Source organism: Roseateles sp. GW821-FHT09G09, from assembly GCF_059415965.1.
This window is the reverse complement of the sequence record NZ_JBWKOG010000005.1, coordinates 216,577-241,974: the sequence shown is the minus strand read 5'-3', so window position 1 is coordinate 241,974 and position 25,398 is coordinate 216,577. Positions and strand designations below refer to the sequence as shown.

At 70.0% G+C, this 25,398-nt stretch carries 22 protein-coding genes; 10 read left to right on the top strand and 12 right to left on the bottom strand.

Features of this window, described 5'->3' with window-relative positions:
- Nucleotides 1–96: 96 nt before the first annotated feature.
- From AC07O8_RS15240 to AC07O8_RS15215, 6 genes are all read right to left on the bottom strand, one after another.
- A complete protein-coding gene (locus AC07O8_RS15240) occupies nt 97–1,023 on the bottom strand; it encodes a ZIP family metal transporter (RefSeq protein WP_495048827.1) in 927 nt (308 codons plus the stop codon).
- Nucleotides 1,010–2,419: a class II fumarate hydratase gene (locus AC07O8_RS15235; RefSeq protein WP_495048826.1), complete on the bottom strand. Its 1,410-nt coding sequence runs from the start codon at nt 2,417–2,419 to the stop codon at nt 1,010–1,012. Before AC07O8_RS15235 ends, AC07O8_RS15240 begins: the two co-directional genes overlap by 14 nt.
- A 19-nt stretch (nt 2,420–2,438) precedes the next feature.
- Nucleotides 2,439–2,912: a hypothetical protein gene (locus AC07O8_RS15230; protein ID WP_495048825.1), complete on the bottom strand. Its 474-nt coding sequence runs from the start codon at nt 2,910–2,912 to the stop codon at nt 2,439–2,441.
- A gap of 318 nt (nt 2,913–3,230) precedes the next feature.
- Complete coding sequence (locus AC07O8_RS15225) at nt 3,231–4,481, bottom strand: DUF1501 domain-containing protein (protein ID WP_495048824.1); 1,251 nt, start codon at nt 4,479–4,481, stop codon at nt 3,231–3,233.
- Between the two features lie 2 nt (nt 4,482–4,483).
- A complete protein-coding gene (locus tag AC07O8_RS15220; protein ID WP_495048823.1) occupies nt 4,484–6,094 on the bottom strand; it encodes a DUF1800 domain-containing protein in 1,611 nt (536 codons plus the stop codon).
- 77 nt (nt 6,095–6,171) lie between these two features.
- Nucleotides 6,172–9,759, bottom strand: a complete 3,588-nt coding sequence (locus tag AC07O8_RS15215; RefSeq protein WP_495048822.1) for an indolepyruvate ferredoxin oxidoreductase family protein — start codon at nt 9,757–9,759, stop codon at nt 6,172–6,174.
- Between the two features lie 162 nt (nt 9,760–9,921).
- Here AC07O8_RS15215 and AC07O8_RS15210 point away from each other — a divergent pair, with 162 nt between their 5' ends.
- A complete protein-coding gene (locus AC07O8_RS15210; RefSeq protein ID WP_495048821.1) occupies nt 9,922–10,392 on the top strand; it encodes an Lrp/AsnC family transcriptional regulator in 471 nt (156 codons plus the stop codon).
- Between the two features lie 185 nt (nt 10,393–10,577).
- Complete coding sequence (locus AC07O8_RS15205; RefSeq protein WP_495048820.1) at nt 10,578–11,276, top strand: CBS domain-containing protein; 699 nt, start codon at nt 10,578–10,580, stop codon at nt 11,274–11,276.
- A 30-nt stretch (nt 11,277–11,306) separates the two neighbouring features.
- On the opposite strand, the gene AC07O8_RS15200 is transcribed toward AC07O8_RS15205, so the two are convergent.
- Complete coding sequence (locus AC07O8_RS15200; protein ID WP_495048819.1) at nt 11,307–11,756, bottom strand: hypothetical protein; 450 nt, start codon at nt 11,754–11,756, stop codon at nt 11,307–11,309.
- 287 nt (nt 11,757–12,043) lie between these two features.
- Between AC07O8_RS15200 and AC07O8_RS15195 the strand changes: the two genes are divergently transcribed.
- A complete protein-coding gene (locus AC07O8_RS15195) occupies nt 12,044–12,595 on the top strand; it encodes a protein phosphatase CheZ (protein ID WP_495048818.1) in 552 nt (183 codons plus the stop codon).
- A gap of 74 nt (nt 12,596–12,669) precedes the next feature.
- On the opposite strand, the gene AC07O8_RS15190 is transcribed toward AC07O8_RS15195, so the two are convergent.
- A complete protein-coding gene (locus AC07O8_RS15190) occupies nt 12,670–13,488 on the bottom strand; it encodes a M90 family metallopeptidase (protein WP_495048817.1) in 819 nt (272 codons plus the stop codon).
- 354 nt (nt 13,489–13,842) lie between these two features.
- Here AC07O8_RS15190 and AC07O8_RS15185 point away from each other — a divergent pair, with 354 nt between their 5' ends.
- Complete coding sequence (locus tag AC07O8_RS15185) at nt 13,843–14,229, top strand: hypothetical protein (RefSeq protein ID WP_495048816.1); 387 nt, start codon at nt 13,843–13,845, stop codon at nt 14,227–14,229.
- A gap of 68 nt (nt 14,230–14,297) precedes the next feature.
- Nucleotides 14,298–15,137 carry a lectin gene (locus AC07O8_RS15180; protein WP_495048815.1) on the top strand — a complete coding sequence of 280 codons (840 nt, stop codon included), beginning with the start codon at nt 14,298–14,300 and terminating at the stop codon, nt 15,135–15,137.
- 29 nt (nt 15,138–15,166) lie between these two features.
- Here the strand turns inward: AC07O8_RS15180 and AC07O8_RS15175 are convergent, their stop codons facing one another.
- Together AC07O8_RS15175 and tldD are read right to left on the bottom strand one after the other, a co-directional pair.
- A complete protein-coding gene (locus AC07O8_RS15175) occupies nt 15,167–16,318 on the bottom strand; it encodes a 3-deoxy-7-phosphoheptulonate synthase (RefSeq protein ID WP_495048814.1) in 1,152 nt (383 codons plus the stop codon).
- Nucleotides 16,319–16,639: 321 nt separating this feature from the next.
- The gene (gene tldD, locus AC07O8_RS15170) at nt 16,640–18,103 is read right to left on the bottom strand and encodes a metalloprotease TldD (RefSeq protein ID WP_495048813.1); all 1,464 of its coding nucleotides are present in this window, start codon (nt 18,101–18,103) and stop codon (nt 16,640–16,642) included.
- A gap of 264 nt (nt 18,104–18,367) precedes the next feature.
- Between tldD and AC07O8_RS15165 the strand changes: the two genes are divergently transcribed.
- Nucleotides 18,368–18,718, top strand: coding sequence for a hypothetical protein (locus tag AC07O8_RS15165; RefSeq protein WP_495048812.1), 351 nt, complete (start codon nt 18,368–18,370; stop codon nt 18,716–18,718).
- Between the two features lie 263 nt (nt 18,719–18,981).
- On the opposite strand, the gene rsmI is transcribed toward AC07O8_RS15165, so the two are convergent.
- Nucleotides 18,982–19,929 (bottom strand): 16S rRNA (cytidine(1402)-2'-O)-methyltransferase, encoded by a 948-nt coding sequence (gene rsmI / locus AC07O8_RS15160; protein ID WP_495048811.1) that lies wholly within the window; start codon nt 19,927–19,929, stop codon nt 18,982–18,984.
- On the opposite strand from rsmI, the gene AC07O8_RS15155 reads away from it, so the two are divergent.
- The 4 genes from AC07O8_RS15155 (at nt 19,928) to AC07O8_RS15140 (ending at nt 22,947) form a co-directional block, all read left to right on the top strand.
- Nucleotides 19,928–20,347 carry a YraN family protein gene (locus AC07O8_RS15155; RefSeq protein WP_495048810.1) on the top strand — a complete coding sequence of 140 codons (420 nt, stop codon included), beginning with the start codon at nt 19,928–19,930 and terminating at the stop codon, nt 20,345–20,347. The two genes, rsmI and AC07O8_RS15155, sit on opposite strands and share 2 nt — an antisense overlap.
- A 24-nt stretch (nt 20,348–20,371) precedes the next feature.
- Nucleotides 20,372–20,941, top strand: coding sequence for an SIS domain-containing protein (locus AC07O8_RS15150; protein ID WP_297530831.1), 570 nt, complete (start codon nt 20,372–20,374; stop codon nt 20,939–20,941).
- A gap of 56 nt (nt 20,942–20,997) precedes the next feature.
- The gene (locus tag AC07O8_RS15145) at nt 20,998–21,639 is read left to right on the top strand and encodes a BON domain-containing protein (protein ID WP_495048809.1); all 642 of its coding nucleotides are present in this window, start codon (nt 20,998–21,000) and stop codon (nt 21,637–21,639) included.
- Between the two features lie 240 nt (nt 21,640–21,879).
- The gene (locus AC07O8_RS15140) at nt 21,880–22,947 is read left to right on the top strand and encodes a sce7725 family protein (protein ID WP_495048808.1); all 1,068 of its coding nucleotides are present in this window, start codon (nt 21,880–21,882) and stop codon (nt 22,945–22,947) included.
- On the opposite strand, the gene AC07O8_RS15135 is transcribed toward AC07O8_RS15140, so the two are convergent.
- Entirely contained in the window at nt 22,907–25,261 is a 2,355-nt protein-coding gene (locus AC07O8_RS15135) for a molybdopterin-dependent oxidoreductase (RefSeq protein ID WP_495048807.1), read from the bottom strand. The genes AC07O8_RS15140 and AC07O8_RS15135 overlap by 41 nt on opposite strands.
- Between the last annotated feature and the right edge of the window lie 137 nt (nt 25,262–25,398).

Sequence of the window (25,398 nt, the reverse complement as noted above, 5' to 3'; positions counted from 1 at the left end):
CGTGACAGGCTGCCGCTGGAACGCGGCGAGTTGTAAACCGGGCCGGAGGGTCGCGTGACGGGTTGCGGGCTCTCGGCCCCGTCGGCAGCCGGGCGCTCAGCCCAGCGCCGTGTCCAGCACCATCATCAGCGCGAAGCCGAGCATCAACCCCTGCGTCGCCCAGCGCTCATGGCCCTTGCGGTGCGACTCGGGGATGATCTCGTGGCTGATGACGAACAGCATCGCGCCGGCCGCGAAACCCAGGCCCCAGGGCAGCAGCAGCGGCCACGCGGACACCACCCACGCCCCCAGCACCGCGCCGACCGGCTCGATCAGCCCCGACGCCGCGCCCAGCAGCAGCGCCTTGCGCCGCGAATAGCCCACCGACATCAGCGCCACCGCGATCACGAAGCCCTCGGGCAGATCCTGGATCGCGATGGCCAGGCTCAGGCTGGCCGCCGCGACCGGATCGTTCGCCGCGAAGGCCACGCCCATCGCGAGGCCCTCGGGCAGGTTGTGCAGCGTGACGGCGATCACGAACAGCGTCGTGCGCCGCAACCGCGTCGGGTCCATGCCCTCGCGGCCCTTGATGAAGTGCTCGTGCGGCAGCCAGCGGTCCATCGCCATCAGCGCCCACGCGCCGAGCAGCACCGCCAGCGCGACCTGCGTCGCCGCACCCGTCGGCGTCGAATGCGCGCGCGCGGCCTCGAGGCCGGGAATGATCAGCGAGAACGAACAGGCCGCCAGCATCACGCCGGCGCCGAAGCCCATCAGCGCGTCCTGCCCGCGTGCGGACAGACTGCGCGTGCCCAGCGCGGGCAGCGTGCCGAAGGCCGTCGCCGCTGCGGCGAGCAGGCCCGCCTGCAGGGCCATCCCGATCACCGAGCCGTGTCCGACGCTGCCGGCCGGCGTGATCCACAGCCAGCCCTGCCGCAACAGCAGGACCGCGCCGATCAGGAGGATCGCAAGACCGAAGGCCTGGCGCAGCCGATGCCGGCGCGCCAAGGTCCTGTCAGGGTGGGCGATCGCGTCAGAGTCCGCCATCGGTGAGTTTCGCGGGATCCAGCATCTGCTGGAGGGTGGCGCGATCGAAGTCGGTCATCTCCTCGGCGACGTCGAGGATGGGCCGCTTCTCCGCATAGGCGCGCTTGGCGATCGCGGCGGCCTTCAGGTAGCCGATCTCGCGGTTCAGCGCGGTGACCAGGATCGGATTGCGCGCCAGCGCATGCTGCAGCCCGTCGGTGTTGACCTTGAAGTCGCGGATCGCCTGCTCGGCCAGCGCCTTCGACGCCGCCGTCAGCAGTGCCAGGCTGTCGAGCAGGTTGGTTGCGATCAGCGGCAGCATCACGTTGAGCTGGAAGTTGCCCGACTGGCCCGCGATCGTGATCGCCGCGTCATGGCCGATGACCTGCGCGCAGACCATCGTCACCGCCTCCGGGATCACCGGATTCACCTTGCCCGGCATGATCGACGAGCCCGGCTGCAGCGCGTGCAGTTCGATCTCCGCCAGGCCGGCCAGCGGGCCCGAGTTCATCCAGCGCAGGTCGTTGGCGATCTTCATCAGCGCGACGGCCAGGCCCTTCAGCGCGCCGGACAGCGCCACCGCCGTGTCCTGCGCCGACAGCGCGGCGAAGAAGTCCGGCGCCGGCCGGAAGCTCAGGCCGGTGAGCTTGGAAAGTTCCTCGGCGAAACGCTGCGCGAAGTCCGGATGCGCGTTGATGCCGGTGCCCACGGCGGTCCCGCCCTGCGCGAGCTCGCACACCGACGGCAGCAGCGCGCGCAGCTGGGCGCGACGCGCGTCGATCTGCGCGCACCAGCCGCCGAGCTCCTGGCCCAGGCGCAGCGGCATGGCGTCCATCAGGTGGGTGCGGCCGGTCTTCACGTGATGGCCGACGCTCTGGATCTTCTCCTGCAGCGTCTGCACCAGCAGGTCCAGCGCCGGCAGCAGCTCGCCCTGCAGCGCCTGCGCGGCGCTGATGTGCAGCACCGTCGGGATCGAGTCGTTGCTGCTCTGGCCCGCGTTGACGTGGTCGTTCGGGTTGACGGTGACCGGGTTCGCCGCGCCGCTGCCGATCAGCCGCGTGGCCACGGTGGCGATCACCTCGTTGGCGTTCATGTTCGAGCTGGTGCCCGACCCGGTCTGGAAGATCTCCACCGGGAAGTGGCTCATCAGCGCCGGGTCCTGCAACAGCTGCGTCGCGGCGCGGTCGATGGCGTGGCCGATGTCGGCCGGGACCTGTTCGAGCGCGATGTTGGCGCGCGCCGCGGCGGCCTTCTGCAGCACCAGGGCGCGCACGAAGCGCTCGGGCATCGGCTGGCGGCTGATCGCGAAGTTCTCGACGGCACGCTGCGTCTGCGCGCCATACAGCGCGTCGACGGGCACGGCGACTTCGCCCATGGAGTCGCGTTCGATGCGGGTGGCCTTGCTAGCCTGGGTCATGGGGATGCTTCTTTCCTGGTCATTCCTGGAGGGGGCTGCGGCTCAGACGCCAATGGAAGCGCTGCAGGCGCGCGACGAGGGCGGCATCGCCCTGGGCGTCGGCCAGCCGGTGCAGCGCCGCCAGCGGGCGGTTGAGTTGATCCAGGCAGGCACATCGCCAATGCCAGGGTAGCAGCGTGTCGTGAGCGGCGCCGTACAGCAGCCGGAGGGCCTGTTCGTGAGCGGGGATCGCCGGGAGGACGCCGGCCTCGACCAACTGCTCCAGCGCCAGCTGGTGCCGCCGCAGCAGCGCCGGGTCGTCGGGGGCGAGGCCGCAGGTGATCTTCAACGCCATCCAGCGCAGGCATTCCACGCCGGGATGATCGGCGGCGGCGCATCCCCCGTCGACCGCCATGGGAGCGGCACGCGACTCCCCCGTGGGAGGGAGTCCCAGCACGGCGGCGGGTAGGGACGGGCCGCGCGGCGCGGGCATGCGAGAAGGCAGCAAGGGCATGGCGACTCCTGGCGATCGAGGCGTGAACCGGGGATCCGGCGGACACGGGCTGGCAGGGACGCTTGCTTGTGGCGGAACGGGAAGCGGCATCCGGCAAGAGCGGCGCCCGACGCAAGGCAGAAAAGAAAAGAGAGGTCGAGCCGGGGACCGATGCCGATCGGATCACGGCGCAACCTCTCTGCAAGTTGCATTGGTCGCGCGGGGTCGGAACCCGCAGGAGTCTTCTCGTTTGTCTCGATCCTAGATGAGAATTGCTCTCATCTGCAAGCCAGTGTCTGCAAGCGCTTGCAGTGCCTGGGGGCTTTGCGCGAAGCGCCGTCAGACCAGGCGAAGGTCCTTGGGGCGCACACCGGGAAAGACGCGGGCCAGGGCCGCGTTGGACAGGCCGAACTGGCGCTGCCACAGGCCGCCGAGCACGGCGCGGTAGTCGTTGAGCACCGGGTAGTCGCGGTTCTGGAACAGCGTGGTCGCCGTCAACGCGATCTGGTCGCCGGCCACCGGGCCGCCGGACGCGAGGCCGCCGCCCAGCAGCCAGTACACGCTGCCGTGACCGTGGTCGGTGCCGCGGTTGCCGTTCTCGCGGAAGGTGCGGCCGAATTCGCTGATCACCATCACGGTGGTCTGGCGCCACAGGTCCGGTCCGAGCTCATCGGCGATGCCCGCCAGGCCGCGGCCGACTTCCTCGAAGCGGTTGGCCAACTGGCCGGTCGCGCCGCCCTGGTTGACGTGCGTGTCCCAGCCGCCGACATCGATGAAACCGAGGCTGAAACGCCCCCGCATCAGCGTTGCGATGCGGCGCGCCTCGAGCTCGAACCCCTTGGCGGGAATCGCGTTGCGACCGGCGGCGTCGGTCATCGTCTTCATCCGGTCGGGAGACAGGTCGCGCGCCAGTTCCTCGCGCAGGGCAAGCCCTTCCTCGACCGAGGCGCCCAGGCTCTGGCCCTGGTACATGCTGGCGATCAAGGCACGGTTCTTCGCGTCGACGGCGGGGCGCGCGGTCTCGCGCAGGCCGGCGTTGGCGATCCTCACCGGGCCGCGGAAGGCGATGGGCAACTGGTCCGTGAACGACAAGGCCTGCTGCGCGTCCAGCTCGGCCGCGAGGCGGTTCAGGAAACCGGAGTTGTAGTCGCGGGACCCGCCCACCGGCTGGCCCAGCTCGATGCTGTCCTGCGTCTCGAAATGGCTGCGCGAGAGGTCCTCCGTCCCGGCGAACGGGAGGAAACGTGCCTGGCCCGCCTGGGCCAGCGGGTAGAGACTGGCTCGCAAGGCCGGGTGCAGGCCCCAGTCGGCATTCAACGGCAAGGCGGCAGCCGCGTCGGTCGAGGACGGTCTGGCGATCGCGATGCGCGGTCGCTGCTCGTAGTAGAAGCTGCTGCTGGTGGGAATCAGCAGGTTGGCGGCGTCGTAGCCGCCGCGCAGGAACACCAGCAAGAATCGGGGGCGTGCGCCCGAAGCCGGGGACTGCACTGCGGTGCCGGTGCCGGTGCCGGTGCCGGTGGCGAAGAGGCGGGCGTGCGAGATCGTCAGGGACCCCGCCGCCAGCGCTTGCAGAAGATGTCGTCGGTCCATGGTCAGCGATACATGAAGTCAGGACTGGAAAGCCACAGCGTCAGCCATTGCTGGGGCGTGGTGGTCTGCGCGAGGGCCGTGCGCGTCGCGGGTGCCAGCGTGGGCTCGACGCGCAGGCGCAGCGGCTGCAGGTCCGGCAGCGGCACCGGCATGTTCGTGCCCTCGGGCCGGTACAAGGCCACCGCACCACCGCCGATCTGGCGCGCCACCTCGAATCGCAAGGTCATCTGCCCCGGGCTGTTCCAGGCGTCCGCCGTCAGCGGATAGCCGTCCGGCGTCTGCTTGTCGTAAAGGCCCTGTCCGAGGCGACGCAACCAGTTCTGCAGCGGCTGCGCGTTCTGCAGTTCACGTTGCTCGAAGCCCGCGCGCAGGCTCGACAGCAGGTAGACGTGCGGATCCTTGAACCGCGGCGTGTCCGCCGACGCGAACTGCGGTGCGTACAGCATCGGGCGCAGCGTCGCGGGCAGGTCGCCCTTCGTTCTCAGGAAGGCGGCGGCCATCGCGTCGACCACGTCCCGTGGCGGCTGTTCGCCGAGGAAGAACACCGCCAGCTTGCCGCAGACGAAGCGCGCCGTCGCCGGCTGCGCCACCAGCAGGTCCAGCACCTCGTCGAGCTCGTCGGCACCGCGGCCCTTGATCGTGCGGCCGAGCAGCTGCTTGTCGCCGAAATCGTGGCGGCCGGGGTGGAACTCGAACAGGCCGTCGCGCTTGTAGAGCGCCTCGAAGCGCGGCGCGACCTTCGCCGGCTCGGGATCGACGCGCACGCCGAAACCCGTCAGCACGCGCGCCAGCTCCTGCACGTCGCGCTGCGTGTAGCCGCCGTCGACGCCCAGGGTGTGCAGCTCCAGCAGTTCGCGCGCGTAGTTCTCGTTGATCGCACGCACCGCGTTCTGGTCGTTGTCGAGGTAACGCAGCATCGCCGGATGCCGGGCGACCGCGCCCAGCATGGTCCTGAACGAGCCCAGCGCCTGCGGACGCAGCGCGCGGTCCTGGTAGTCGGCCAGCATCAGCCGGATGTCGCGCTTGCCCTGGTGCACGTTGAAGTGGTTGAACCAGAACCACGACAGCTGCTCCAGCAGTTGCTGTTCGGCGTAGAGCTCGCGCAGCAGCTGACGTTCACCGGTCTCGCGCGCGGCGAGGCCCTGGGCGTCCTGATAGGCCTTGCGCGCGGCGACGCGTTCCTCGTCGGTCGCGCCCTTGTTGTCGCCGTTGCGCCGGAAGGATTCGGCGGCCCACACGCGCGAGGACAGGTCGCCCTGGCTGATGCCCATCGCGTCGATGCGGGCCTGGACGGCCTTCGGCAGCGGCGTCTTCGGATCGGCCCGGAGCTGGCGTTCGACATAACGCCCCCAACCGACGCGTTCGATCTCGCCCAGTTGCGATTGCGTGGCGCCCCAGCCGATGCGGTTGGCCGCCCGCAGGCGCTGCGACGCGTCCAACGGGATGTCGGGCGCCGAGGGCAGCCCGCCGCAAGCGGCGAGCGCCGCGGAGGCCGTCGCGCCCAGCAGCAGCGAGCGGCGCCGGAGCGCGAGGGCAGGTGCTGGAGCTGGAGCTGGAGCCGGAGCCGGAGCCGGCACCACCGTCGATGGCGGGATCGGTGTCGAGGGTGACATGCGACAAGCATGCCGCCCGCGTATCGACCGTGTCCAGTGTCCTTTGCGCTACTTCACAGTTGTAGCGCGCCGCACGGTCAGAGTTCAGCCACGCCCTTGACGCGTTCGGGCGCCTTCGTCAGCGGCACGACGGCGATGGGCGCCTCGACCGCGCGACCCTGGAAGCGGTCCAGCAGATCCTTCCACTGCGCGCGCACGGTGACGACGTTCGCGAGCTTCACGTGGCCATAGCCGCGGATGCCTTCGGGCAGTCGCGCGAGCTTGATGGCGACGTCGAGCTTCTCGGCGCTCAGGTGCGCCAGCAGCTCGTCGACCAGCGCTTCGTAGTCGCGGACCAGCTGACGTTCGATGCGGCGCTCTTCGGTCTTGCCGAAGATGTCGAGCACGCCGCCGCGCAGGCCCTTGAACTTCGCCAGCGTCTTCAGCGCCTTGAAGGTCCACGAGCCGAGCTCGACCTTCTTCGCGCGGCCGTCGGCGCCCGGCTTGGAGAGCAGCGGCGGGGCCATGTGGAAGCTCAGGTGATCCCAGTCCTCGAACTGCGCCTTCAGCGCGGCTTCGAACTTGCCGTCGGTGTACAGGCGCGCGACTTCGTATTCGTCCTTGATCGCGAGCAGCTTGGCGTAATAGCGCGCGACGGCCTTGGTCAGGCGCAGGCCCTTGCCGGCTTCGCCGAGCGCGGACTCGGCGGCGCGCACGCGCTGCACCAGCGCCTCGTAGCGCGCGGCATAGGCGGCGTCCTGGTAGTCGGTGAGGAAGGCCTTGCGGCGCGAGATCAGGCCGGGCTGGCCGTCCTTGTCGTCGAGCTGGTCGAAGTTGAACCACTGGACCGCGGCGCCGCTCTGCTCGCCGGCCAGCCGGCGCAGCGCTTCCGGCGCGGCGATCGCGAGGCGGCCCAGCGCGAAGGCGGTCTTGTTGTTCTCGATGGCGACGCCGTTCAACTCGATCGCGCGCATCAGCGCCTCGAAGGACACCGGCACCAGGCCGCGCTGCCAGCAGGCGCCCAGCATGATGATGTTGCTGGGCATCGTGTCGCCCATCAGGCGCTTGGCGATGTCCTGCGCGTCGATGCTGGCGAGCAGGTCCTTGCCCTCGCCGACGGCGTGGCGCATCTTGGCGATCAGCGCATCGGCCTGCAGGCTCGCGTCCGGGTTGCGGACGAAGGCGGCGGTCGGCAGCTCATGCGTGTTGGCCAGGATCACCGTGCGGCCGGCCTTGATGGTGGCCAGCGCGTCGGCGCTCGCGCCGACCACCATGTCGCAGGCCAGCAGCACGTCGGCCTGCTGCGTGTCGATGCGGACCTGGTTGAGCAGGTCCTGCGTCGGCGCGACGCGCACGAAGGACAGCACCGCGCCGCCCTTCTGCGCGAAGCCCATGAAGTCCAGCACCGAGCTCTGCTTGCCTTCCAGGTGCGCGGCCATCGTGACGAGCGCGCCCACCGTCACGACGCCGGTGCCGCCGACGCCGGTGACCAGCATGTCGAAGGGACCCGTCCACGCCCAGGGCGCGGGCGGCCGGATCGCGGCGATCTCGCGCGCCAGGTCCGCCGGCCCGAAGGCCGCGCCGGCGCGCTTCTTCAGCTTGGCGCCGTGCACCGAGACGAAGCTCGGGCAGAAGCCGTTCACGCAGCTGAAGTCCTTGTTGCAGCTGCTCTGCTCGATCACGCGCTTGCGGCCGAAGTCGGTCTCGACCGGCACGACGGACAGGCAGTTGCTCGCCTGGCCGCAGTCGCCGCAGCCTTCGCAGACGGACTCGTTGATGAAGATGCGCTTGTCGGGGTCGGGGAACTCGCCCTTCTTGCGGCGGCGGCGCTTCTCGGCGGCGCAGGTCTGGTCGTAGATCAGCACGGTGACGCCGGCGATCTCGCGCAGCTCGCGCTGCACGGCGTCCAGCTCGGACCGGTCGTGGAAGGTCGTGCCCGCCGGGAAGAGGCCGTGGTGGCCCTCGTACTTCTCGATGTCGTCGGAGACCACGACCAGGCGCTTGACGCCTTCGGCCTCGACCTGTCGCGCGATCTGCGGCACCGAGGTCTGGCCGTCGACCGGCTGGCCGCCGGTCATCGCGACCGCGTCGTTGTAGAGGATCTTGTAGGTGATGTTGGCCTTGGCCGCGATGGCCTGCCGGATCGCCAGGTAGCCCGAGTGGTAGTAGGTGCCGTCGCCCAGGTTCTGGAAGACATGCTTCTCGGTCGTGAAGCGCGAATGCGCGGCCCAGTCGACGCCCTCGGCGCCCATCTGGATCAGGCCCGAGGTGCCGCGCTCCATCCAGCTCGCCATGAAGTGGCAGCCGATGCCGGCCAACGCGCGCGAGCCCTCCGGCAGCTTGGTCGAGGTGTTGTGCGGGCAGCCCGAGCAGAAGTAGGGCTGGCGGCGCACCGCGTCGGCGCTGTTGGACAGCAGGCAGGGCGTCAGGAAATCGACCACCAGATGGCGCCGGTCCAGCGCCGGGTTCAGCCGCGCCAGCCAGTCGGCGACGGTCGGCATGATGCGCGACGGTCGCAGCTCGCCGAGCGCGCTCAGCACCGCGGCCCCGTGTTCATCGGACTTCCCGACCACGCGCGGACGTTGCGCGTCGGGCAGGTGGTAGAGCAGTTCCTTGATCTGACGCTCGACGACCGGCGCCTTCTCCTCGATGACCAGCATGTCGGTCAGGCCCTGCGCGAACTCGCGGATGCGCGTCGGCTCCAGCGGGTACACGAGACCGACCTTGTAGACGCGCACGCCGGCGGCGGCCAGCGCGTTGGGGTCGAGGTCCAGGCGGCGCAGGACTTCCATGAAGTCGTAATGCGCCTTGCCGACCGTGACGATGCCCAGCGACGCGCGCGGGCTGACGACGATGTGCTTGTCGATCGAGTTGACCTTGGCGAAGGCCAGCACCGCGTCGATCTTGTGCGCGAGGCGCGACTCCAGTTCCAGCGACGGCAGGTCGACGGAACGGATGTGCAGATTCGTCGGCGGCGTGTGGTCGACTGGCAGCTCGAAGTCCATCGGCACCGCGTCGAGGTCGACCGTCATGCCCGACTCGACGACTTCGGAGATCGCCTTGAAGCCCACCCACGCGCCCGAGAAGCGCGACAAGGCCCAGCCGTAGAGGCCGAACTCGAGGTACTCGGCGACGTTGCCCGGATGGACCAGCGGCATCGACCAGGCCTGCAGCGCGAGGTCGCTCTGGTGCGGCGTCGACGAGGACACGCAGCCGTGGTCGTCGCCGCAGACGACGAGCACGCCGCCCTGCTTCGCGGTGCCGTAGACATTGCCGTGCTTCAGCGCGTCGCCGGAGCGGTCCACGCCCGGGCCCTTCCCGTACCACATGGCGAACACGCCATCGACGGTGCGCTTCGGGTCCAGCGCCACGCGCTGCACGCCCAGGCAGGCGGTCGCGGCGAGGTCCTCGTTGATCGCGGGCAAGAAGTTGACTTCCGCCTTGTCGAGGAACTTCTTCGCCTTCCACAGCTGCTGGTCGACCATGCCCAGCGGGCTGCCGCGGTAGCCGCTGACGAAGCCGGCGGTCTTCAGGCCCTGGCGCTCGTCCTGCGCCTTCTGCATCAGCAGCAGGCGCACAAGGGCCTGCGTGCCGGTCAGGAACACCGGCCCGGCGCTCGCCGCCAGGTTGTCGGACAGCTGGTAGGGGCGCAGGGCCGGCGCGGCGGCAAGACTGGCTTCGGTCATGGCTTGTCTCCCCAATGGGGCGAGCCGGCCGGCAAGCGCCGGTCGGCTCGGAGGTCTGGAAGGATGAATGAGGGGATTCTTTCCGAGACAATGCGAACTTTCTTCCTCCGTTTACTAGCACGGTGGCAAAGATCGACTGAATCATTCTCGGAAAGCGTCAATATGGAGAACGAACGTTTCGATCGGGCGACCCGCCTGATCCTGGAGGCCTTGCAGGCCGATGCGCGTCAGAGCACGCAGCAGCTGGCGGACAAGGTCGGGCTCTCGGCGACGCCCGTCTGGCGCCGGGTCAAGGAGCTCGAGGAGCGTGGCGTGATCAAGCGCCATGTGGCGCTGGTGGACCGGGAGCAGCTGGGGCTTTCGATCTGCGTCCTGGCGAACGTCAGCCTGGTGCGGCACACGGAGGGGGCGGTCGACGCCTTCGAGGCGATGGTCGCGGGCAGTCCGGAGATCGTCGAATGCCAGGCGATCACCGGCGAGGCGGACTACGTCATCAAGATCGTCGCCCCTGACATGAAGGCGTACGACCAGTTCCTGCAGAGCAAGGTCTTCCGCGTCCCGGGCATTGCCAGCGTGCGCAGCAACGTGGTGCTGCGCGAGGTGAAGTACGAAACCGCGTATCCGGTCTCTTGACCCACCCCGCCAGTTCAACGTGCAGTCAGAAACTGAGAGTGGGGCCGGAATGATGCTGGGGGTTCGCGGACGCGATGCCCCCTGCGTCGTGGAGTGCCCGCGCCTGGCCTCCCGCACGAACGCGCCCGCCGCAGTGCGCGTTCTCCTCAATGGGCATCGCGTTTCCCCCGTGAGATCCTGACGCCATGTTCTCCGTCTACGGCACCTCCGGCAAGATTCTCACCGGCGGCCTGGAGCAGGTCCGTGACCTCGCGCCGGTGCAGGCGGTGGCGCGCACGCGTGCCGTGGCGCCGATCGCGCGGCAGGGCGATCTCACGCCGTCGACGGTGGTGCTTGCGGGCGTGGGGCAGGGGGGTGGCGGTGGGGTCGGCGGCGGGCCGGGATTCGGCCCCTCGGCCTACATCGCGCACGAGGCGCTGGCCGCCTACGCCGGCGACACCACCCGCGTGCCCTTGACGCAGGTGCATCAACTGATGAGCCGCAAGCTGATCAGCGTGATGGCGGGCTCGTCGCTGCGGCAGGCGATGCGGACGATGTCGCGCGCCGGCGTCGCGCAGGCGCCGGTGCTCGGGCCCCAGGGCGAGGTGCGAGGCCTGGTGTCGCGCGGGGATCTCACGCGCGGGCTGGCGGAGGACCTCGAGGAGATGGCCGAGATCATGGTGATCGCGCGGCGGCTGGCCGCGCCCGTGGATGACCTGATGTGGACGCCGGTGCCCGTCGCGCAGCCGGACACGCCGCTGCGGGAAGCCGCCCAGTTGATGCTGGACCTGGGCCTGCCCGGCCTGCCGGTGGGCGACGACAACGGCCGGTTGATCGGCTTCCTCTCGCGCAGCGACCTGCTGCGCGGCATGACGCACGAGCCGCCGCTGGACCTCTGGTCCTGACGACGACGGCCCCAGGAACCCGCCAGGGGGTCAGTACTTGCGCATCCCGCGATCGGCTTCTTCCTGCTCGATCGCCTGCAGCGTGCGCCAGTCGGTGCACACGAACACGCCGTCCTCCACGATGCGGTCCGGCAGCGAACCGTCGCCGCGGGCTACCTTCCCGTCCTTGCAGATCAGGGTGCCGCGGGCCTGGCCCTGGTCCTGCAGCGCCTTGCCGATGACCATCGAATCCCGGGTGTACAGCGTCAGCATCAGCAGCGCGAACAGCACGCCCAGCATCAGCGCCACGCCGACAACGATGTCGCTGACGTCGCGCAGCGCCGAGGGCGGCGCCGGCTGTGCCCCTTGCGCGCGGGGCGCGGCGGCAAAGCTCCGCCCCTCGTCGCGCGAGGCGCTCGAAGGCGAACGCGACGTGGACGGACCGGATCGCGTGTTGGCGCGGGACAGACCGGGCGAAGGACGGGTGGTGGCCATGTTCATGAAACGGATCGCTTTGCCAAAGACAAACACCAGCAAGGACGGACCGATGACGGACGGGATGAAGGCTACAGGCGACTGCCCGGGTCAACTACTTAAATGCGGGGCTCCCCACCAAAAATGCACGGGAGCCCGCGACCCTTTCCGTTGGTTACAGCAGTTGCAGAACTAAGATTTCTGCCTATCCAAAGAGCGCCCCCGGGCGCCCTGAAGCGCCCTAAGAGGTGCAGTGCGCATATCGCGCGAACCCACACGCCGACCCTGCGTCTACCTTCGCGAGTTCCAACATCATGTCCCACGCCGATACCCCTCTCACGACCGCCGCGCATCAAGCGCTGCAGAAGCTGTCGCACGAGTTGCCGGATGCCTGCGAGCGTCTGGACTACGTCAAGCGCATGACCGACCAGGCGGCCAACAAGGTGCTGGGGATCGTCGAGTCGGCGCAGGACGACGCGCAGGCGGTGGCGCGTCAGGGCCGCGAGTTGTCGGAGTCGCTGCAGCGCCTGGCCGCCGCGCCGGACCTGAGCGTCGAGCGCGCCCGCGCGATGATGCGGCTGTGCGCCGCCTATGCGGCCGGCGCCGCCGGTTTCGCCGACCGCGTGAAGGGCCTGCAGACCGAGATCATGATGGCCCAGGACTTCCAGGACCTGTCCGGCCAGGTGATCAACAAGGTGCTGAACATGCTGCGCCCGGCGGAGGAACCGCTGCAACAGCTGCTCGCCACGCAGGATCACGCCGCGCCGACCGCCGCTGCGCAAGAGCAGCTCGCCGGCGTGCAGACGCCGGACAAGGCGCTGCAGCAAGACGACGTCGACGCGATGCTGGCGGAAATGGGCTTCTGAAGCCGCTGAACCGCTGAAGCCGCTCCAGCCGCTCCAGCCGTCCCCGACCTGCCGATGAACGCCGTGGTCCGCGTTCAGGACCAGAGCATGGGATCCACTTCGTAGTACCGACGCAGCTCCGCATACAGCGCGGGATGCGCCTGCGCCAGCGCCCACGGCTGCCCGAAGAAACGTTCGCTTGCGACGGCGAAGAATTCCGCCGGCTCCGTGGCCGCATAGTCGCCCAGCGGATCGGGCTCGCCCGCGGCCAGCCGTGCGCGCAGCAGGTCGAAGCTCTGCTGCATCACCACCGCCCAGCGCGCCTGCCGCGCCCGGTTGCCCAGCCACGGCGCGCCGTTGGCCAGACCCTTGACCTGATCGAGCTGGTGCGCGAACTCGTGCACCGCGACGTTGTGGCCGCGCTCCGGCTGCGCGGCGTCGCGCAGCACGTCGTCCCAGGACAGCACGACCTGGCCCTCGCCCCAGGATTCGCCACTCAGCACCTGCCGGTCCTGCATCTGCAGCGGGCCCTGATGTCTCACGCGGTCGACGATGAACGCCCCTGGATACACCAGCACCGTGTGCAGCTTCGGGTAGTAGCCGCGCGTGCGGCCCAGCAGCGGCAGCGTCGCCAGCGCGGCGATGGTCACGCGGACCTCGTCGGTGATGACCTGGCCGGCGCAGCCGATGAAGGATTTCTCCGCCAGGAAGACCTGCATCTGGCGCTTGAGCCGGAGCTGCAGGTCCGCCGGCAGCCGCGCGACCTGCGGCACGTTGCGACGCAGGATCGCGCGCCACGCGGCGGGGAAGGCCTTCGCGCGCAGCCGGGCGCGGCGGCGCGCCTGCCGCCAGGAGTGGCTCATCAGCCAGAAGCAGATCAGCGCCGCGATCAGCGCGAGCAACAGCAAGGTCATGGCGGGGAGCGCATCGGCGCTTCGCTGCAAGGGGACCAAGATGCGCGCGTTCCGGACGCTTTTCAAGAGCGGGTCAGGTCTTGCTCCCTCGTCTGGAGAATCGCGTCGGAAATCGCTGTCCGAACACGACTGCGGCGCCGGCGCGACGAAGTCCCTCGTCCCGGGCGATTGACGGTCGGTGCGAGGGCGAAGACGCCCGGATCCGCCCTGCGCGACCCGGACAATTTCGGCCTGGACGACCGCGGACTTGAGCGCTGATCAAGGCGCCGGCAGACAAAGGTCGCCGTGAGATGAACCGATGAGCATGAGGGAGGGCGGCACCCGGCCGGAAGGCGCGGTGGCCGTCGAGGCGATTTGAAGTTCTTGGAAGTGCAGGCGACGTCGCTGAGGACGTCGCCGTTCGACGTCAGTCCGCTGCAGCAGTACCGCGCGAAGGTCCAGCAGGAGATGCTGGATGGGCCTCCGCCGTCCGTGGTGCTGCGCCTGTCCCCGTTCATCGGGACGGAAGGGCCGCTCAAGGAGATGTACGCGCAGAACAGCGCCGACGTCACCTACGGCCGGCACCCCCTCGGCCAGGAGGCGCCGCCGATCAGCCGTGTCGGGACGCCGCCGTACTCTCACGGCACCTACACGGCCGCCAACTTCCCGGACCTGCGCGTGCAGGTCGAGCTCGGGCCGACGCTCGTCAGCCACGTCGATCGCGCCGGCGGAACGCCGCGCGTGCTGGACGTCACCGCCTGACCCGTTTTAGCATCGCCTGACACCGTGTGCGATTGGCGCGCGGACCATGCAAGGTGGGGGAGGACAAGATGGGTCAACCAGATCGGCAGGATCAGCGTCTGCGCTGGATGCGACGCGTCATCGCGGCGCCCGTCGCGGTGGGGCTGGTGCTGGGCGGTGCGCCGGCACAGGCGGCCGAGCAGACGATCGAACTGAACTCGCGGGGCGGCTATCAGAGCCACCGGCTGCCGGACGGCGCGACCGATGTGGAGCTCTTGCAGCAGACCGCCGGCGGTTGCCGCTTCGGCCGGACCTGGGGCTTCGACCTGACCAGCAAGGAGATGTGGGTCGACGGCGGCTGCGGCGGCCGGTTCAAGGTCACGGTGGCGGGGGGCGGCACGGGCGGAGCGGGCGACAGCGGCAGCTCGGACAACTCGAGCAACGTCGGCGCGGCGGTGGCCGCCGCGGCGGTGATCGCCGGCATCGCGCTGCTGGCGAGCAAGGACAAAGACAAGGACCGCGACAACGACAACGACTGGCAAGGCGACGCCGGCTGGAACAGCCGGCAGATCCGCGGCAAGGGCGGGCTCTGTCTCGACATCGAGGGCGGCGCGCGTCCCGGCCGCAACCTCATCGTCTACGACTGCAACGGTGGCGGGAACCAGCGCTTCGAGTGGAACCGCAACGGCGAACTGCGCGTGTCCGGCCTGTGCCTGGACGTCGCCAACGGCAACAGCTCGGACGGCGCCCGGGTCATGGCCTACGAGTGCAATGGCGGCGCCAACCAGCGCTGGCGCACGCGCGGCGGGGAGATCCGCAGCGTGGACTCCGGCAAGTGCCTCGACATCGAGAACGGCCGCGCCCGCCCGGGCACGGCCGTCATCATGTACCGCTGCAACGGCGGCGAGAACCAGCGCTGGTCGTGGTGAGCGCGTCGCGGTGACGCCGGCCGCCGCGATCAGCGCGCGACGGTCTCCGTCCGTGCGGCGCGGACCGCCTCGCTGAGCACGTCCAGCACCTGGATCGAGTCGTCCCAGGCCAGGCAGGCGTCGGTGATGCTCTTGCCGTATTCCAGCCCGGACGGATCGTCCTTCCCGGGGCTGAACTTCTGCGCGCCGCCCTTCAGGTGGCTCTCGACCATCACGCCGAAGATGCTGGTGCCGCCGGCGCGGATCTGCGCCGCGATGTCGCGCGCCACGTCCAGCTGGCGCTCATGGTTCTTGCTGCTGTTGGCATGCGAGCAGTCGACCATCAGCCGCGTCTCGAGCTTGGAGGTCGCCAGGTCCGCGCAGGCGGCGGCCACGCTCTGGGCGTCGTAGTTCGGCGCCTTGCCGCCGCGCAGGATCACGTGGCAGTCGCGGTTGCCCTTGGTCTCGACGATCGCGACCTGGCCGTTCTTGTGCACCGACAGGAAGTGGTGCGGCCGCGCCGCCGCCTGGATCGCGTCGGTCGCGATCTTGATGTTGCCGTCGGTGCCGTTCTTGAAGCCGATGGGTGCCGACAGGCCCGAGGCCAGTTCGCGGTGCACCTGGCTCTCGGTGGTGCGGGCGCCGATCGCGCCCCAGCTGATCAGGTCGCCGATGTACTGCGGCGAGATCACGTCCAGGAACTCCGAGCCCGCCGGCATGCCCAGGCGGTTGATCTCCAGCAGCAGCTGGCGCGCGATGCGCAGGCCCTCGTCGATGCGGTAGCTCTCGTCGAGGTAGGGATCGTTGATCAGCCCCTTCCAGCCCACCGTCGTGCGCGGCTTCTCGAAGTAGACGCGCATCACGATCTCCAGCGTGTCGGCGTGCTGCTCGCGCAGCGTCACCAGGCGCTTGGCGTATTCGAGCGCCGCGACCGGATCGTGGATCGAGCACGGCCCGATGATCACGAGCAGGCGGTCGTCCTTGCGCTGCATGATGTCGCGGATGCGCTGGCGCGTGCCGACGACGAGCTGCTCCATGGCCGTGCCACGGATCGGGAAGAAGCGGATGAGGTGTTCAGGAGGCGGCAAGGGCGTGATGTCCAGGATGCGTTCGTCGTCGGTCTGGGAGGTCTTGTCCTGCGGCGAATACCAGCGCTCCGCCTGCGTGGCGCTGGGATAAGGACTGTTCGACTGGGCATTCATGGGAATCACGCTTTCTCGTGGGGGTCGGGTGCGACTGGGGCGTCATCGGGTAGTCACTGGCCCGGCCGAAAAAAAACCGCCGGGCTTGTGGGCCCGGCGGTTTCTTGAGGATTCTTTGGCGCTCTGCTTATGCGTTCGCCTCTCCTCCGCCGGGGCGGTGCGAGAACCAAAAATACGCAAAGTAGAACGCGGGTGCGGAACGCATGGGACCGATAGTGCCTGTGCTCACCGCGGCGCGTCAAGCGCCGCGGGGTGACAGCCGCCCGTGTCGCGCGACGACATCGGGCAAGCCATCCTTCGTGAACGCCGAGGTCAGCGGGGTCAGGCCGTGCCGCCGACGGTCAGGCCGTCGATGCGCAGCGTCGGCTGGCCGACGCCCACCGGCACGCTCTGGCCTTCCTTGCCGCAGACGCCGACACCGGTGTCCAGCTGCATGTCGTTGCCGATCATGCTGACGCGGGTCAGCGCGTCCGGGCCGTTGCCGATGATGGTCGCGCCCTTGACCGGGTACTGGATCTTGCCGTTCTCGACCCAGTAGGCCTCGCTGGCGGAGAACACGAACTTGCCCGAGGTGATGTCCACCTGGCCGCCGCCGAAGTTGGTGGCGTACAGGCCCTTGTCGATGCTGGCGATGATCTCCTTCGGATCCTTGTCGCCGCCCAGCATGTAGGTGTTGGTCATGCGCGGCATCGGCATGTGGGCGTAGCTTTCGCGGCGGCCGTTGCCGGTGGGGGCGACCTTCATCAGGCGCGCGTTCATCGCGTCCTGGATGTAGCCCTTGAGGATGCCGTCCTCGATCAGCACGTTGCGCTGCGAGGCGCAGCCCTCGTCGTCGACGTTGAGCGAACCGCGGCGGTCGGGGATGGTGCCGTCGTCCAGCACCGTCACGCCCTTCGCGGCGACGCGTTCGCCGATGCGGCCCGAGAAGGTGGACGAGCCCTTGCGGTTGAAGTCGCCTTCCAAGCCGTGGCCGACGGCCTCGTGCAGCAGCACGCCGGGCCAGCCCGGGCCGAGCACGACGGTCATCTCGCCGGCCGGGGCCGGGCGCGATTCCAGGTTGGTCAGCGCCGCGCTCACCGCCTGCTCGACGTAGGAGGCGATCATCTCGTCGGTGAAGTAGGCCAGGCCGAAACGCCCGCCGCCGCCGCCGGAACCCACTTCGCGGCGGCCGTTGCTCTCGGCGATGACGGTGACGGACAGGCGCACCAGCGGCCGCACGTCGGCGGCCAGCGTGCCGTCGGCGCGCGCGATCAGCACGACCTCGTGCTCGGCGGCCAGGCCGGCCATCACCTGCGCGATGCGTGGGTCCTTGGCGCGGGCCAGGCGCTCGGTGCGCTCCAGCAGGGCGACCTTCTGCGCGCTGTCCAGGCTGGCGATCGGATCGGCGTCGCCGTAGAGCGCGCGGCTGCCGGAGACGATCGGTTCGGTCGGGACCTTGACGCGACGGCTCTGGCCGGCCGACGCGATCGCGCGCACGGTGCGGGCGGCGTCGAGCAGCGCGGCTTCGGAGATGTCGTCGGAGTAGGCGAACGCCGTCTTCTCGCCGGCGACGGCGCGCACGCCCACGCCCTGGTCGATCGAGAAGCTGCCGCTCTTGACGATGCCTTCCTCCAGGCTCCAGCCCTCCGCGCGGGTGGTCTGGAAGTAGAGGTCGGCGTCGTCGACGCGGTGCTCGGTGATCAGGCGCAGGGCCTGAGAGAGCGACGCATCGGTCAGGCCGAAGGGTTCGAGCAGCTGGGCACGGGCGGTGACCAGGCGGGCGAGGGTGGGTTCGCGCGAAATCATCGGCCGATTGTAGGCATCGCCCGGCGCGCCCGCTCGCGGGCGGGCGGGACCGACCCTCCCGGGGTGATGGTGACCGGCGGCGATGGCCGTGACGACGTCCGGTAGCGTCCGATCGCGCCGGGTAGCGTCCGGTAGTGCCCGGCAGCGCCCGGTAGCAATCGCTTCATCGATCTTTACGGCGACCCCGTCACCGTGTCCGCTTGGACGTTCGTTGTCTCCCCAGCGGCAACGAAAACCGCAGCCAACCTCCCAAGGAGAACCTCGATGAAGCGCATGTCCCTGTCGATTGCCCTCGTGTCCAGCCTGATCGCCGCCTCGGCGTTCGCCCAGACCGCTGCTCCGGCGACTCCGGCCGCGACCGCGACGCCGCGCGTCGACCAGCGCGAAGCGAACCAGCAGCAGCGCATCGCCAACGGCGCGGCTTCCGGTCAGTTGACCGCCAAGGAGACGCAGCATCTGGAGAAGCAGCAGGCCCGCGTCGACAACGCCGAAGCGAAGGCCAAGTCCGACGGCGTCGTCACCGCCAAGGAACGCCGCCAGCTGCAGCGCAAGCAGGACGTCGCCAGCGCCGACATCCGCCGCGCGAAGCACAACAACAAGATCGCGGGTAAGTGAGCCAGACCTGACTTGCTCTCCCGGTGTTCGGGAGAGCGCCCCGTGGCAGGTCCGCTGACTGCCGAGGCCACTGGCCCTCACCCCGCCCCTCTCCCGCAAGCGGGAGAGGGAGTCGGTGCAGCGCGGACTTCGTGGGCTCCCTCATCCGCAAGCGGGAGAGGGAGCAAGAGGAGCCAGCGCTGCGAGTGGAGCCGGTCGGACTCCCTCTCCCGCTTGCGGGAGAGGGCGGGGGTGAGGGCCGGGGTCTCCGCAGGAAGATGAATTCAGGGCGCCTCGCCGGCGTCCTCTTCATCTTCGCCCTCAGCGTCCTGCTTCCATTCGAGCGCCTGTTGATACAGCGCTTTGCGCGACTCGCCCGTCAGTTCGGCGGCCAGCGCAGCGGCCTGTTTCAGCGGCAGGTCGCGCACGAGCACGCGCAGCGTGCGCAGCGCCTCGTCGGGCAAGCCCTCATCGCTGGCGACCGCCGGCGCCGCGTGCAGCACCAGCACGAACTCGCCGCGCTCGCGCTGCTTGTCCTCGGCCAGCCAGGCGGGCAGCGTCGCGCAGGCGGCGGTGTGGATGGTCTCGAACTGCTTGGTGACCTCGCGGCACACCGTCAGCGTCTGCGCGGGCGCGAGTTCCGCCAGCAGCGCGATCAGTTCCTGGATGCGATGCGGCGCCTCGAACAGCACCTGGCTGTGCGGCGCGCCGGTCAGCGCCTGCAGCGCGGCGCGGCGCTCGGCCCCCTTGGTCGGCAGGAAGCCCACGAAGCGGAAACCCTGCGCGCGCGCGTCGCCGGCGACGCTGAGCGCCGCCGCCGCGCTGCTGGCGCCGGGCAGCGGCATGACGCGCACGCCGGCCTTCGCCGCGGCGGCCACCAGCACCGCGCCCGGGTCGGAGATCGCCGGCGTGCCTGCGTCGCTCACATACGCGATGCGTTCGCCTGCGAGCAGCCGCGCCACGAGACCTTCCGCCGCCTGCTGCTCGTTGTGCTGGTGCAGCGCCACCAGCGGCTTGTGCAATCCGAGCCATCTCAGCAACTGAGCGCTGACGCGCGTGTCCTCGCAGGCGACCGCGTCGACCAGGCCGAGCACGTGGATCGCGCGCAGGCTGAGATCGGCGAGGTTGCCGATCGGGGTCGCGACGACGTAGAGCGTGCCGCCCGGATATTGCTGATGACCGGCCGCGGCAGAGGCGGCGGCGATCAGCGAAGCGGACGGGGACGTCGACATGTTCAAGAAATTCTCCAGGGGAAGCACGGACACCACGGGGGCCGTGGACAAGCAAGCGCGCGGCGCCGAGGCCGAACAGCGCGCCCTCGATCATCTGCGGCGCCAGGGCCTGCGGCTGGTGGCGCGCAATTATCGGGTGGCGCGCGGACCGTCCGCGCGAGGCGGCGAGGTCGACCTGATCCTGCGCGACCGCGACGGCACGCTGGTGTTCGTCGAGGTCCGCGCCCGGGAGGGTGATGCGCACGGCGGCGCGGCCGCCAGCGTGACGCGGGCCAAGCAGCGGCGCGTGATCTTCGCTGCGCAATGTTTCCTGCGGACGCAGGCGGTGCTGCCGCCCTGCCGCTTCGACGTGGTGGCCATCGACGGCGACGGCATCGAGTGGCTGCGCGGCGCGTTCGATGTGCCGGCGGAGCATTGAGACGCCTTTATCATCCCCGCACCTATGTTGGAACAACGCATACAACAACAATTCTTCGAAAGCGCGGACCTGCTGTACCAGATCGCCGAGGGCCTGTCGCGCCCGCTGGCGGTCGCGGCGCAGATGATGGTGGACGCGCTGACGGGCGGCGGGCGCGTGCTGAGCGCGGGCCTGGGCATCTCGGCCGCGGACGCGACCTACATGGCCTCGCTGCTGTCCGGCCGCTTCGAGCAGGAACGCCCCGGCCTGGCCGCGCTGGCGCTGGACGCGCAGGCGCAGGGCTACGCCGATCCGGCGTCGGCGCTGATGCGCCAGATCCAGACCTTCGGCCATCCGGGCGATCTGCTGCTGCTCTTCGAAGCCCAGGCCAGCGGCGCCGCCGCCGCGCTGCTGCAGGTGGCGCACGGCCAGGAGATGAGCGTGATCGTGCTCAGCGGCACGCAGGACGACGAGTGGCGCGGCACGCTGCTCGACACCGACGTGCAGCTGCGCGTGCCGCACAGCCGCTTCGCGCGGGTGGCGGAGGCGCACCGGCTGCTCTCCCACTGCCTCAGCGACGCGATCGACCTGCAGCTGCTCGGCGCGGGCGAATGACCTTGAACCCGACGGCGATGCCGACGACCTCCCTCCCGACCTCGAAGGACCTCCCGATGACCCAGACCCGTTGGACCCGCCGCCTGATCCTCGCCGCCGCGCTCGGCGGCAGCCTGCTGCAGACCGCCTGCGTGCCGCTGATCGTGGGCGGCGCCGCGGTGAGCGGCGCGCTCGTGGCGACCGACCGCCGCACCTCCGGCACGCAGCTCGAGGACCAGGGCATCGAGCTCAAGACCTCCAACCGCATCCGCGAGCAGCTCGGCGATCGCGTGCACATCAGCGTCAACAGCTACAACCGCATGGTGCTGCTGACCGGCGAGACCCGCAACGATGAGGACAAGGCCGCCGTCGAGCGCATCGCGCAGGGCGTCGAGAACGTCAGCACCGTGCTCAATGAAGTGGGCGTCGGCATGCTGAGTTCGCTGTCCAGCCGTGCCAACGACGTCGCCATCGCGGCCAAGGTCAAGGCCAGCCTGGTCGATGCGAAGGATCTGATCTCGAACGCGTTCTATGTGGTGGTCGAACGCGGCAACGTCTACATCATGGGTCGCGTGACCGAGCGCGAAGCCAACCGCGCCACCGAGATCGCGCGCGGCGTGCGCGGCGTCCAGAAGGTCGTGCGCGCGATGGAGATCATCAGCGAAGCCGACCTGGCCGCGATGGGCCAGTCGCAGTCCAAGGCCAAGGACAGCCCCTGAGCCTCGTCCCCGGCCCCGGCCGGCCTTTGCTCTCCTCGAAGGACCGCCGCGGCGGTCCTTTTTTCTTGCCGCGACGCCTGCCCCGGAAAAAGGGGCGCATCAGTGTCGGCTCCCCCGTGGGCGGTGCGATCTGAACTCGTCGCTTTCGAGCATTTTTGCAAGTCCTTTGACTTGGCTCACACATGGAGGCAATCGCTGCTGACGGATCAGCCATCGCTCCTCATCATCGCGCCTCCCTCAATGAGCAAAGCGGAGGCCGAGCCGATGTACTTTCCTTATCTCCATGGCAAACAGAAGGAGGTGCTGGCCTTGCGGCACCTCGCGCCGGTGCTCGGATCGGAAGGGCGCCTGCAGCCGGTGCTGGAGCCGGTGCGCCAGGCGACGACCTCGGTGCGCCACACGCTCGAAGCCTGCGAGACGCATCGGCTCCAGGTCTGGCTGGTGATCAACCCGGTTCGTCAGGACTTCGAACTGCTGCCGCCGGCGCAATCGCTGGAATGGGGTCGCCAGCTGTTCACCTCGCTGCCCAGGCGGCAATGGATCCATCCGACCCTGATGCTCGGCCCGTCCATGACACCGGCCGTGCTGCGGCGCTTCGTGCAGCTGTTCGGATCGAGGCCGCTGGGAATCGTCGTCGGGCCCGACGCGCCGCCTTTGCCCGAAGTGATGGCGCTGCTCGGCGGCGCCCAGGTGCGCATGGTCTTCTTCAAGGACATCGAGCCCACGCCGTCGGCGCGCGCGGCGGCGGGCGCGGCGGGATGCGTCTGGGTCGAGGACCGGCGGCTGCCGGAGAACCCGGAGCTGCGGGTCAGCGAGCGGCACCTGTTCACCGATCGCGCATTGACCTTCGGCCGTGACGGGCTGGCCGGGTTCTCGGACTACACGACGCTGCCGTCGCGCCCCGAGGCGCCGGAACTGTCGTCGAGGCTCGCGGCCTTCCGGCTCAGCTGCCTGCGCACCGCGCCCGCCACCGGCGAGTTCTGGATCGAGCACTTCATGGGCGGACGTTTCGGGGTCGAGGAGGGTGGCGCGGACGCCCGCTTCCGCCAGTCGCTGCTGGCCTTCCATGCAGCGCTGGACCGGACCGATGTCTCCTTCGGCCCCACGGAGGCGGTGCGGCGCTACCTCGCCGGCCTGATCGAGGGCACCGTACCGACGCGGGCGTTGAGCAAGCAGTGGGAACTCATGCACCACCTCGAACTGGTCAGCGGCGTGCTGGCGGGACGGTTCCCGACCCGGCCGGCGGCCGGTGTGCCGGACAGCCTGCTCACGCCGCCGCCGCGCTCAGGCGCACGGGAATTCCGCTGAGCACCGAGGTGCCGGAGATCGGGTCGCGCGCCTCGTCGTCGAGCAGCAGGTTCATGTTCACGCCCGGATGCCGGGCCGCGACCGAGAGCCGGCTGCCGGTGAGGTCATGCCCCCAGCCGTGCGGCAGGCTCACCACGCCCGGCCGCATGTCGGCGCTGACGGTGATCGGCGCGATGAGGCTGCCGCGCGCGTTGCTCAGGCGGGCGGACTGGCCGTCCGCCAGGCCCGCGCGCGCCGCGTCGTCGGGATGGACCAGCAGCGTGCAGCGGTCCCGGCCCTTCGCCAGCACCGGCAGGTTGTGCATCCAGCTGTTGTTGCTGCGGGTCTCGCGCCGGCCGATCAGCAGCAGCTCGTCGCCGGTCGGATGGCGCAGGGCGGCATCCGCGTGCACGAGGTCCGCCAGCAGCGCGGGCGGCGCCAGTTCGATGCGGCCCGAGGGGGTGCGCAGGACCTCGGGGATGCGAGGCTGCAGCTCGCCGAGGTCGATGCCGTTAGGCGCGGCGCGCACCTGCTTCAACGTCAGGCCGTCCGGCCTGGCGCCGAAGCCGTCGCCGTACGGGCCCGAGCGCAGGGCCAGGTCGAGCCAGCGCGCCGGGCCGGCGCCGCCGTCCAGCATCGCGAAGACGGCTTCGGCGTGATCGCCGGTCTGGCGCTTGAGCTCGGCGCGCAGGGCCGCGTCGTCGAAGGCCTGCAGATCCGCGTCGGCGGGTTGGCCGGCGACGATCGCGGCCAGTCGCAGCAGGGTCTGCCACTCGGGGCGCGGCGCTTCGGACGGCGTGGTGGACGTCTTGGTGGACGGCCCGGGGGACGGCCTGCTGGTCGACCTGTCGGACGAGGCGTCCGCGTCGCCGCCTGCGTCGGCGTCCGTCGGCATCACCGGGCCGGACCAGCGCGCGTGATTGCGCCAGGACAGCTGCGCGAACACCATGTCGTAGTGCCAGTCCTCCAGCGGGGACGGCGGCGGCAGGATCAGGTCGGCGTGCCGGCTGGTCTCATTGATGTACGGGTCCAGGCTGACCATGAAGTCCAGGCCGTCGAGCGCACGGGCGAGCCGCGCGCCGTTCGGCGAGGACAGCACCGGGTTGCAGGCCACCGTGATCAGCGCGTGGACCTGGCCCTGGCCGGGGGTCTCGATTTCCTCGGCCAGACAGCTGAGGGGGAACTCGCCCATCACCTCGGACGCCTTGCCGACGCGACTGTGGCGGCGGCCGGTCGTCACGCCCTTGCCCTGGCCGGGTCGGCCCATCGTGTTGGCGGCGAAAGCCGCGGCCTTCGGGAACATCAGGCCGCCCTCGGTGTCGAAGTGGCCGGTGACGATGTTGAGCGCATCGATCAGCCAGCTGTTCAGCGAACCGAAACGTTGCGTGCAGGTGCCGAAGCGGCCGTAGAGCACCGCCTTGGGCGTCGTGGCGAACTCGCGCGCGAGCCGCCGTTGCGCGTCCGCGGGGATGCCGCAGTGCGCCGCGCCGCGTTCGGGAGGGAAGTCGGCGACGGCGGCGTGCAGCGCGTCCAGGCCTTCGACGTGGTCGGCCATGCGGCCGAGCGTCACGAGGCCTTCCTCGAACACCGTGTGCAGCAGGCCCAGCAGCAGGAAGACGTCGCCGCCGGGGCGGATCGCGAGGTGCTCGTCGGCGGCCTGCGCGGTCTCGGTGCGGCGCGGATCGATGACGATGATGCGCCCGCCCCGCGCGCGCATCGCCTTGGCCTTGCCGCGGTAGTCGGGGCTGGTCCACAGGCTGCCGTTGCTGACCATCGGATTGGCGCCGAGGCAGATGAACAGGTCGGTGCGCGGCAGGTCCGGCACCGGGACGCTGAGCCAGTGGCCGTACATCAGCCCGCAGGCGAGCTGCTTGGGCATCTGGTCCAGCGTCGAGGCGGAGAACAGGTTGCGCGTCCCCAGCGCGCGCGCCAGGTGCGGGAAGTAGCTGAACAGGCCGATCTTGTGCGACGCCGGATTGCCGATCGTCAGCGCGACGGCGTCGGCGCCGAACTGCTCGCGCAAGGGCGGCAGGCGGCGGGCGATCTCCTCGAAGGCCTCGTCCCAGCCGATGGGGTCGAAGCCGGAGCGGTCCGCGCGTCGGCGCACCGGCTGGCGCAGGCGGTCGGGGTCCTCATGCAGGTCCTTGAGCGCGACGCCCTTGGGGCAGAGGTAGCCGTGGCTGAACGGGTCCGCGTCGTTGCCGCGGACGGACACGATCGCGGTGCCCTTGGCGGACGTGCGGGTGCGGATCTCAAGGCCGCAGCAGGCTTCGCACAGCGGGCAGATCCGGGTGTGCGTGTGTTCAATGGTGGTGGTGGCGGCGGCTATGGCCATGGCTGTCTCCCCGTCGTTTGCGGACGATTGTGGGAGCGGCCCAGTGCCCGCGAGGTCATGTGCGCGACATGCGCCGGGGGTTCGGTACTGCCGCCGCCGCTGGCCCTCACCCCCGCCCTCTCCCGCAAGCGGGAGAG